Annotated in this window: 5 protein-coding genes; 4 read left to right on the forward strand and 1 reads right to left on the reverse strand. The window is 46.8% G+C overall.

Annotation, left to right across the window (positions count from 1 at the left end; all coding sequences use genetic code 11):
- Positions 1–25: 25 nt before the first annotated feature.
- The 4 genes from QUB16_RS16000 (at position 26) to QUB16_RS16015 (ending at position 7,659) form a co-directional block, all read left to right on the forward strand.
- The gene (locus tag QUB16_RS16000) at positions 26–3,886 is read left to right on the forward strand and encodes a PAS domain S-box protein (protein ID WP_333317496.1); all 3,861 of its coding nucleotides are present in this window, start codon (positions 26–28) and stop codon (positions 3,884–3,886) included.
- Between the two features lie 383 nt (positions 3,887–4,269).
- Entirely contained in the window at positions 4,270–5,028 is a 759-nt protein-coding gene (locus QUB16_RS16005) for an SDR family oxidoreductase (protein ID WP_333317499.1), read from the forward strand.
- Positions 5,029–5,165: 137 nt separating this feature from the next.
- The gene (locus QUB16_RS16010) at positions 5,166–6,263 is read left to right on the forward strand and encodes a DJ-1/PfpI/YhbO family deglycase/protease (protein WP_333317501.1); all 1,098 of its coding nucleotides are present in this window, start codon (positions 5,166–5,168) and stop codon (positions 6,261–6,263) included.
- Positions 6,264–6,954: 691 nt separating this feature from the next.
- Positions 6,955–7,659: a rhomboid family intramembrane serine protease gene (locus QUB16_RS16015; RefSeq protein WP_333317503.1), complete on the forward strand. Its 705-nt coding sequence runs from the start codon at positions 6,955–6,957 to the stop codon at positions 7,657–7,659.
- 96 nt (positions 7,660–7,755) lie between these two features.
- Here the strand turns inward: QUB16_RS16015 and QUB16_RS16020 are convergent.
- Positions 7,756–10,638 (reverse strand): Ig-like domain-containing protein (locus QUB16_RS16020; protein ID WP_333317505.1); only part of this gene is annotated, 2,883 nt, incomplete at its 5' end.

Raw genomic sequence — 10,638 nt, forward strand, 5'->3', positions numbered from 1 at the left:
TGGTTTTAACCCAAGCAGGCGATTTATGAACAAGCGCATTTCTCACATGGCAAGTCTACTCGTCATTGCAATTGGATGTCTAGTCCTGCTGGGTTGGCAATTTGACATCTCCCTACTCAAAAGTGGTTTTCCCGGTATGACTTCGACCATGAAAGCAAACACAGCAATTTGCTTTTTGCTGGCTGGAGTGTCTTTGAGATTGTTGCAGTACCAAAGAACCCGACTGCACAATCGCATCGCTCAAGGGATGGCAGGATTGATAATCATCATCGGTCTGCTGACGCTGAGCCAGTATATTTTTGGTTGGAAGCTGGGTATTGATCAGTGGCTTTTCCCAGATTTTGTGTCTTCAGCGACTCCTTATCCGGGAAGAATGGGAGTAAATACCGCCCTAAATTTTGTGCTGATGGGACTAGCACTGTTACTGTTAGGGCAGAATTCCCAACGAATTACTTGGTGGGCTCAGATTTTTAGTAGTCTTGCAGCTTTAATTTCTCTACTAGCTTTATTTGCACACCTATTCAATGTCGATATTCTTGAACGTTTGGCCACAATTACGACGACTCAACCCCTAAACACGATCGCCACCTTTTTCATCCTCTATGGAGGAATTTTATGCCTCCGCCCCAAGGAAGGATTAATGCAAGTAGTAACCAGTCCCCTAGTTGGCGGAGTAATGGTTCGGTGGTTGCTGCCTTGGGGGACTATCTTTCCAGTGACAGTGAACTGGTTCACTCTTCAGGGACAAAAGTTAGGCTGGTATAACGTTAATTTTGCCTATACATTGCGTTCAACTGTTCTGGTTGTCACGTTCTCAATTCTCATCTTGGCGACGGCTCGCTTTTTAAACCAGATAGATTACAAGCGCCAACAAGCGGAAAAAGAAATTAAAAAATTTAACGAAAGTTTAGAAATTCTTGTGGCTGAACGAACAGATGCTTTACAAAAATCGCAGGCTCGTTTTGCGGGAATTCTAGAAATCGCCAATGATGCAATTATTTCAGTCGATCGCACTCAACGCATTACCCTGTTTAATAAAGGGGCCGAAAAGATGTTTGGCTATAAAATTGAGGATATTTTAGGGAAGCCACTGAATTTACTGCTGCCAGAACAGTTTAGAGATGCACATCCGCAGCATATCAAACAATTTGCACAGTCTTCTACCAGAGCGCGAAGGATGGGAGAACGAGGCGAGATTTTGGGTCGTCGTCAAGATGGAACGCAGTTTTCGGCTGAAGCCTCTATTTCTAAGCTGGAAATGAGAGACGAAACGGTATTTACTGTTATTCTGCGCGATATTAGCGATCGCAAACAAATTGAGATGGCTTTACGAAACAGTGAAGAGCAGTTTCGCCATGCGTTTGAAGATGCCTCTATCGGGATGGCGATCGTTTCACTTGATGGGCACTGGATTAAAGTCAATCCTGCCTTATGTCAGATTCTTGGCTACTCCTCAGAAGAGTTGTTAGCGTTAACTTTCCAAGACCTTACCCATCCTGACGATTTAGACCGGGATCTTAGTTATGCAAATCAACTATTAGGAGGAACTATTTCAACATACCAACTAGAAAAACGGTATTTCCATAAACAAGGACATATTATTTGGATTATTCTTAATGGGTCGCTAGTACAAGATGAACAGGGAAATCCACTGCATTTTATCTCTCAAATCCAAGAAATTACTGCTCGAAAAGAAGCTCAAAAAACGCTAGAGATTCAAAGCGTTATCATGAATAACATGGCAGGAGGAGTGTGTCTGATCAAAGCCTCAGACCTCCTGCTCGTCTACACCAATCCTACCTTTGACGCTATGTTTGGCTACAAAGAGGGCGAACTCGCAGGTCAAGCCCTTGGTGTCTTGAATTATGTCGATACAAATTTTACACCAGATGTAACCGTTCTAGATATCGTAACTCAAATTGAACAGACTGGAGAAGCGAAGTATGAAGTCCACAATAGAAAGAAAGATGGAACTCTCTTTTGGTGCAGAGTTCATACATCCAGGTTTGAGCATCCTGAATACGGAACTGTCTATGTTGCCGTTCAGGAAGACGCAACAGAGCTAAAACTGGCTGAGCAAGCCTTACAAGCTACCACAAATCGCCTCCACTTTCTTCTAAACTACAGCCCCGCACTCATTTTTAGCAGTAAACCTGCTGGCGATTATGGAGCAACGTTCATGAGCGAAAATATCCAAGATATATTGGGCTACGAAAGCCGCGAGTTTTTAGAAGATTCTAAATTTTGGGTGAATCACTTACACCCAGATGATGTAGAACCAGTGCTTAATGGCTTAGCAAATGTATTCGCTAATGATTTTTATTTCCACGAATACCGTTTGCGTCGATCGGATGGGGTTTATCGCTGGATGCTCGGTCAACTTAGGCTAATTCGAGATAATTCAGGTACACCAGTAGAAATTTTGGGATATTTAATTGACATTAGCGATCGCAAACAAGCTGAGTTGGAATTTCATCAGGCAAATGAAGCAAACCAAGCCAAGACTGTCTTCCTCGCCAATATGAGCCACGAACTCCGCACCCCCCTCAACTCAATTTTGGGATTCACGCAATTGATGAGCTATGATAGAAATCTGACTCCTTCTCTCCAAGAACGTTTACAGATTGTCAATCGTAGCGGTAGACATTTATTGGACTTGATTAACGATATTTTAGATTTATCCAAAATAGAGAGCGGACGGATGACCCTCAATCCTTCTGAGTTTGATTTGACCAGTTTGCTGACTTCTATTGAAGAAATGTTCCAAGTTAAAGTCCAATCTAAAGAATTGCAACTCATTTTCGAGCTAGAGCCAGACCTTCCTCAATTTGTGCATAGCGACGAGAAAAAACTATATCAAGTTTTGGTCAATCTCCTCGGTAATGCGATTAAGTTTACCAACCAAGGAAGCGTCACCCTACGGGCAAGAGCAGCACAAAGAGACAAAACATCCTGTCACCTATATTTTGAAGTTGAGGATACAGGCGTGGGAATTGCGCCCACAGAAATTGATAAATTATTTAAGGTATTCGTGCAAGCCCAAGCTGGGAATAATTTGAGTCAAGGTACGGGGCTTGGTTTAGCAATTAGTCAAAAACTCGTCAAACTTATGGGCGGTATGATTCGGGTTAAAAGCACTTTGCACCGAGGTAGCACTTTTTCCTTTGAGATTGGTGTACAGTTACCTCAAGCAGAGTCCTTACCCCCAGAATCAATTAATCAAAGAGTAATTGGTTTAGCTCCCGGACAACCGACTTACCGCATTCTTATTGTTGAAGATTTAGAAGAAAATCGCCGCTTGTTAGTCGAGATCCTTACCTCGGTTGGTTTTGAGGTGAGAGAAGCCAAACAGGGAGTGGAGGCAGTCTCACTGTGGGAGAGTTGGCGGCCGCACCTGATTCTGATGGATCTGCGAATGCCGATCGTGGATGGCTACACAGCTACTAAATATATTAGAGAACGCCCTCAAAGCCAAGAAACCGTCATTATTGCTTTAACTGCCAGTGTTCTGGAAGAAGAGCGAGAGAAAGTTCTTATGGCTGGCTGTAACGACTTTATGAGCAAGCCATTTCAGCAGAGAGAACTTTTTGACAAACTCGCTAAATATTTGGGAGTACAATATATCTACGAAGTCGTAGAACAAACTCCACAAAAACAATTAGTTGAAACGGTGTCTGTAGAAGATATATCCATGATGCCCCCTCAGTGGTTAGAACAAATGTATCAAGCCGCTTACTATCTCGATACCGAAGTCATGAACGAATTACTCGTACAAATTCCCGAATCCAAAGCAAGTTTGTCCCAAGCACTAACCGATTATATCAATAATTTTAATTCGGATCGAATTATGGAGCTGATTCGACCTTTGCTGCCGAAGCCGCTGTAGTTATCGAGTTTAAGGACAAAGAATCATAGGAATGAGAATTAAATAACTTCCACAAGATTGTGGGATGGGCGTCCCGCCCGTCCACTCATGACGGGCGGGACGCCCATCCCACAATAACAATTAAAATTGTAAGTTATTTAATTCGCGATCCATAGTGCTGTAAGCAGTGGCTATATTTCCCATAAAAATCAACTTGGGAAAGGATTTGATTTTTATGGGAAATGTCTATTGCAGATATCCATCAGCATGAGGAAATGGCATATACATTGGATGGAATGTGCTGTATCATATAGCAATTCTATTTCGTGTGTGAAGGGGATTTATTTTTTTTATTAACCGCAGAGGGCGCAGAGGTCACAGAGAAAGAGAAAAGAGAGACATAAATGATTGATTTAACCGGAAAGGTAATTTTAGTAACTGGTGGCTCGAAAGGGATTGGTGCAGTGACGGTGCGGACTCTGGTTAATGCTGGGGCCGAGGTGATTTTGCATTACTTTCGCAGTCAGAAAGAAGCGGAAGCGGTAGCAGCAAGTGTTGCGCGCGATCGCTGTTATTTATTGGCAGCAGATTTGAGGGTGGAAAACGCGGCCTCGACTTTGTGGCGAGATGCTTTAAAATGGCGGGGCCATATTGATATTTTAGTTAATAATGCGGGGATTATGCAGTCAGCGGGTATAGAGGACGAGTTCGATATTTGGTCGTCAGCTTGGCAGCAAACTCTACAAGTTAATTTAGTGGCCGTTGCCGATTTGTGCCGGGAATCTATTCTGCATTTTAAAACTCGCAGGGTCGGTACAATTATTAATATAGCAAGTCGCGCTGCTTTTCGCGGCGATGACCCGAATTATCTGCACTACGCGGCTTCTAAAGGTGCTATTGTTGCTTTAACTCGCAGCATTGCTAGAGGGTTTGCGACTGATAATATTTTGGCTTTTACAGTTGCGCCGGGATTTGTCAGTACAGAAATGTCTAATCAGTTTATTCAGGAGTTCGGTGAAGCTGATATTATTCGCGATATCCCGATCGGCAAAATCGCTCCTCCTCAAGATGTTGCTAATGTTATCGCGTTTTTAGCATCCGGTTTGGCTACGCACGCTACCGGGACTACGATCGACATTAATGGAGCCTCTTACGTGCATTGAGACAATTACTCTAAAATACCTCTCAAGGCTCACGCTGACACCTTTTAAAACCAACTAATTTATCACTTTAGCAAGACGCTAAAAACTCCCTCAATCACTTAGCGTTAGATGAAAAGATAGTCTGAGGAAAGTTGATTATGACAACAAATAACGGCACCAACACCAAACGAGTTGCCATACTCATTGAAAATGGAGTTGAAGATTCCGAATTTCTAGTTCCTTACAACGCCTTAAAACAAGCAGGATTTGAAGTAGTTGTCCTCGGTTCGCGGACAAACGAAAAGTATGCGGGGAAACAAGGAAAAGTTGCCCAGCAGGCTGACGGAACTACCACAGAAGCATTGCCCGCAGAATTCGATGCAGTGATAATTCCCGGCGGGATGGCTCCTGATATGATGCGGACTAATCCCAATACAGTACGTTTTGTACAAGAAGCATTTGAGCAAGGAAAAATTGTCGCTGCTGTTTGCCACGGCCCGCAAGTTTTGATTGAAGCCGACTTGCTCAAAGGCAAAAATGCCACAGGTTTCTTGGCAATTAAAAAAGACATGATCAATGCCGGAGCTAACTACATTAACGAAGCTTTAGTCGTTGACGGCAACTTGATTACTTCCCGCCAACCGGGAGATTTAGCAATATTTACCACCGCAATTCTGGCTCGCCTCGGTTACGGCGGAAAAGAAGTCGGTTTGCCAGAAGAAACTGACACAAATGCAGAATGGTGGAAATTAGCTAATGGTTGGGGAGGTTCGACACAAGGCGACATTGTTAAAGGTTTGAATACCGCCCTCGCAGGGGAACGCTATGCTTGCGAAGCGTTTCAAAATTATGCGGAAAAAACCCAAGACAGCGATTTGCGATCGCTCTTGAAAGAAATGATTCAAAACAAACAGCACCACATCATCGCTCTCGAAAGTCGCCTCAACGATTTTGGTGAAAAACCCTCAATTCCTGCCCAAATTGCTGACAAATACGCTAAATTAAAAGCTTCGATGCAAGGAACGGATGAAACGTTTTTGCTGCGGATCACTCTAGGTGAGTTGCAAACCGGTGTTGTCGATGTCAACAACCTGCGGGTGAAGTTCACAGATCCCGTATCAACTGCCATTTTGACAGAGATAGAATCGGATTTGTCCAAGTGTGAGCAAGTCGTTGCTAAACTCTTCCGCGCCCGTGCAGCTTCCCAGGAAATTAAGTCGCCTAAACCTTCAACTAGCCCCGCTGTAAAAATGTAATCAGCAAGGCGATAAATAAGTTTGTAGTTGTGTTGACTTGTTAAAGCCCCACCAATATCGCAACTACAAACTTGCTCTGCAATCCTACAATATACGCCTTTGCGGTAAAATAAAACCCAACACTAAAAAGCAGATATTCAACTAACTGCAAGGTGGAGGGTTTTATTTAATGGGTTTTATTTTTGTTTCACCGGGACACGGGGGGTTTGAAGGAAGCTTGCGGAATCCGGGGGCGTTACAAGCCCCCGGATTCATCCGTGCAGAAATAAAAAATATAGTATCCGATAACCAGCGCCCGGATATATCCGTAAAGTCGCTTTCTTCAATGCTTCAAATCTCAAATCTCAAATCTCAAATCTCAAATCTCAAATCGATTAACCAGCCCTCGGATATATCCGTAATATCATGTCCGATGGATTAACCATAATATCCCGGTCGGGGCGGGTTTTTGAGATTGTCAATTATTGGCAGGTATTGTTGGTGAACCCGCCCCTACAACAATCGCGATCCCTCGACCGGAAATGATATGAGGTCGCTTTCTTCAATTCTTCAATCCTTCAATTCTTTAAATCTAAAATCTAAAATCTAAAATCTAAAATCGATTGGCTTGTTCCCTCTTCCTTTAGACAGGAGACACCTGGGCTATAAATGCGCTACTGTGTTGCCAATATTTTGATGAGGAAAAAAGGCCGTGGTTCCCTTACGCGATGAAAATCCCATTACTATCACTCCCTATGTCACCTACGGGCTGGTTGCCGCAAACATATTAGTATTTTTGTACGAACTCAGTTTGGGCGATCGAGAATTAACCCAATTCTTCTACTCTTGGGCAGTAATTCCTTGCCAGTTAAGCAATATGTGTCGGGTTGCTCTGCCAGTTTCGCCATTTCCCGAATGGACAACACTAATTAGCTCCCAATTCCTGCACGCAGGCTTTCTTCACATTGCCGGAAATATGTTATTTTTGTGGATTTTTGGCAACAACGTAGAAGAGCGTTTAGGACACGTCAAATTTATAATATTTTACCTTACTTGCGGCGTTTTAGCATCACTAACTCAGTGGTTTTTTTCCTCAGCATCTGCCATTCCGTCCCTAGGTGCTAGCGGCGCGATCGCAGGCGTGATGGGAGCTTACATTCTCAGATATCCCCAAGCCAAAGTTCTGACACTGCTACCCTTGGGAATCTTTATTACCACCGTCAGAGTCCCCGCTTTCTTCTTTCTAGGATTTTGGTTTGCACAGCAAGCATTGAGCGGCCTAGCTTCCTTGAATGCCCCGGCAAGTGTCGGCATGGAATCCGGGGGAGTTGCCTACTGGGCCCACGCCGGTGGCTTTGTTTTCGGCGCTATTCTCGGCCCTTTGTTGGGACTTTTTTCTGAAGATAATCAGATTTAATTTTTCACCGCAGATGAACGCAAATAAACGCAGATAAACTGCCAACAAAATCGGCGTTTATCTGCGTTTATCTGCGGTTTCAAATCTCTTATCTTCCTAGATAAAAGTGAAATCAAATTCCGAAAGAGAAGAAACCCCAGTTACACCATTTAACTTCGCCAAAATGCGAGAATCGCTGCCGGTGAGGTTATTGCCATTGCCGTCATAAATGATGTAAGTATTGCCCCCGGAATCGTAGGCAAACAAGAAAGCACTTCCTCCCAGAATATTTGCAGAAACAGTTGTCTGCACATTCAGCAGAACTTGGCTGTTACCGCCCAGATTCGCAAATCCGGGGGCAAAATTAAACTGATCGGCGATCGGCACACCGAGACCGCTAAAATCAGTAATCGCATCGTATCCGCCCGCCGCGATCGCAGCCTCGATCGCCGCCGAAGAAGCCGCATCAAAGCCAGGCCCACCTTGTGCAGGGCTGGTATAGCGGTATTGATTGCTGCCGCCGCCCCCCGTCATGGTATCTGCGCCGAGGCCTCCTACGATCACGTCGTTATCCACACCGCCATTAATCGTATCGTTGCCGCCTTGACCATCAATAGTATCGCTGCCCGCCAAACCGTCCAAATTGTCCGGCAAAGAACCCCCAACCAAATTGTTAGGCCCGCTATCAGCCGGCAAGATTTGAACGGTGACAGTACCTACGCCCGGAATTGTCCCGAATCCGTCGCTGACGCTGTAGGTGAAAGCAGTTGTACCCGCTACGTTGCCGGGGATGAATTGCACTTGAGAGACAAGATTTACAGCTACCCCCAGTTGTGGTGTGCTGACATTGATAATGCTGAGCGTCCCTTTTTGCGGGCTGGAATCGTTGGCCAGCACGTCGATGAAAGTGGGCAGCAAATTATTCGTATTGGTAAATACGATGCCGTCATTGACAGCAATCGGCGGCAGGAGAGTTGGAACAGTTACGGAGGTATCGAAAGAATTGATGTTAATGGCCACTGACGCTGCTGCGGTGCCGCCTTGGTCGTCAGCTACGCTGTAGCTGAAAGAACCGGCTTGCCCGATCGCGTTTGTTCCAGGTTGGAATTTCAGCCCGAGTAAATCCTGAACGGTTAACTTTTGGTTCACGGCGACCGGGTTCGTACCCGTAATTACCTGACCAAAAGTAGGATTGGGAAGTCCGACTACCGCGATCGACAGCGGCTGGCCCTCCGGGTCGCTGGGCGCCGAAATGCTCAGAGACAGAGGCAAATTCTGCAAACCAGTCACCGTCTTGCCCGCTTCCACCAGCGGCGGCTGGTTAGGAGTCGGAGATGTAAAACTCGGCGGACTCGGCCCCCCGCCCAAAGGCGGAGGGGGCGCCGCAGTGGGAGTCGGAACTATGGAAGGACTCGGACTCGGAGTTGTCGCGCCCGCAGTCGGACTCGGACTCGTACCCGGAACCTGTGTCGGCAATGTGCCCGTTGTGGGGTTCGTTGTTGTCCCCGTTGTCGGACTCGTGGTTGTCCCCGTTGTCGGGCTCGTTGTTGTCCCCGCTGGTGTGGGAGTTGTGGTCGCTGGTGTGGGAGTTGTGGTCGCTGGTGTGGGAGTTGTGGTTGCTGGTGTGGGAGTTGTGGTTGCTGGTGTGGGAGTTGTGGTTGCTGGTGTGGGGCTTGTGGTTGTCCCTGTTGTGGGACTTGTGGTTGTTCCCGTTGTGGGACTTGTGGTTGTTCCCGTTGTGGGACTTGTGGTTGTTCCCGTTGTGGGGCTTGTGGTTGTGCCCGTTGTGGGCCTTGTGGTTGTGCCCGTTGTGGGGCTTGTGGTTGTTCCCGTTGTGGGACTTGTGGTTGTGCCCGTTGTGGGACTCGTTGTTGTGCCCTCAATGGTGAAGGGATTGTCGTCTACGCGGGGTATTTGAGCTGTAGTGAACCGAGATTCATCTAGCGAGTTCGATCGAACATCAATCAACACCGCCAAAAATTCCCCAGTTCGCCTGTCCCTAATAATCGTGTTGCTAGAATTCGAGCCTTGGCCCTGGAAAATTTCTAACTCTGTAAAGTTCAGACCTCCAGCCAGACCGATCGAATCTCCCGCATTAAAATCTCTAATTACATCAGCATCGCCGATTTCGCGGCCGCCAGTAGTGAGAAACCCGTTGCTACCAGGCGACGTGCCCACCCTACCGAGAACAAAGATATCCGATCCGTCGCCTCCTGTCAGAGTATCCGATCCGCGATCGCCCGAAAGAACATCATCCCCAGCATCTCCAGACAAAGAATCATTCTCGTCGCCCCCGAAGATCAGGTCATCACCCTCGCCGCCGTCACCAGTATCGTTACCAACACCGCCGGTGATGACATCCCCGCCCTCGGAACCCAACAAAATATCATTGCCCCGAGCGCCGATCAGGCAGTCATTACCCGTGTCGCCAAAAACAGTGTCACTGCCCTTGTCGCCAAAAATCAGGTCGTCCTCGCCACCTCCGCGCAGACAGTCATTGCCTTTACCGCCGTACAGCGAGTCGTTGCCTTCAGCACCCAAGACAACATCGTTCCCCTGGTCGCCAAAAGCTACGTCACCGCCCTCCTCGCCAGAAACCAAGTCATCGCCTTTGCCGCCCCGCGCCGTGTCATTGCCGCGCCCGCCCTCAACAATATCTTTACCAGCGCCGCCGTTGAGAGAATCGTTACCGTCTTCGCCCCTGACTATATCGTCTCCGTCCCGACTCAGAAGCGTGTCGTCGCCGCCGCGCCCGGAAATCGTGTCATTGAACAAGCTGCCGATTAAATAGTTACTGCCGTCATTTGCGACAACTAAGCCATCGACAAAAAGTGGCTGTGGGGGAGGCGTGGGAACTGTCAGAGGTGGCCGCGGCACCGGGGTGATCGAAATGTCCGGGCTTGTCCCCGTCATCGTTGTCGAAGTCCCCGTCATCGTTGTCGAAGTCCCCGTCATCGTTGTCGAAGTCCCCGTCATCGTTGTCGAAGTCCCCGTCATCGT

The sequence above is a fragment of the Microcoleus sp. D3_18a_C4 genome (assembly GCF_036702415.1).
GTDB lineage: Bacteria > Cyanobacteriota > Cyanobacteriia > Cyanobacteriales > Microcoleaceae > Microcoleus.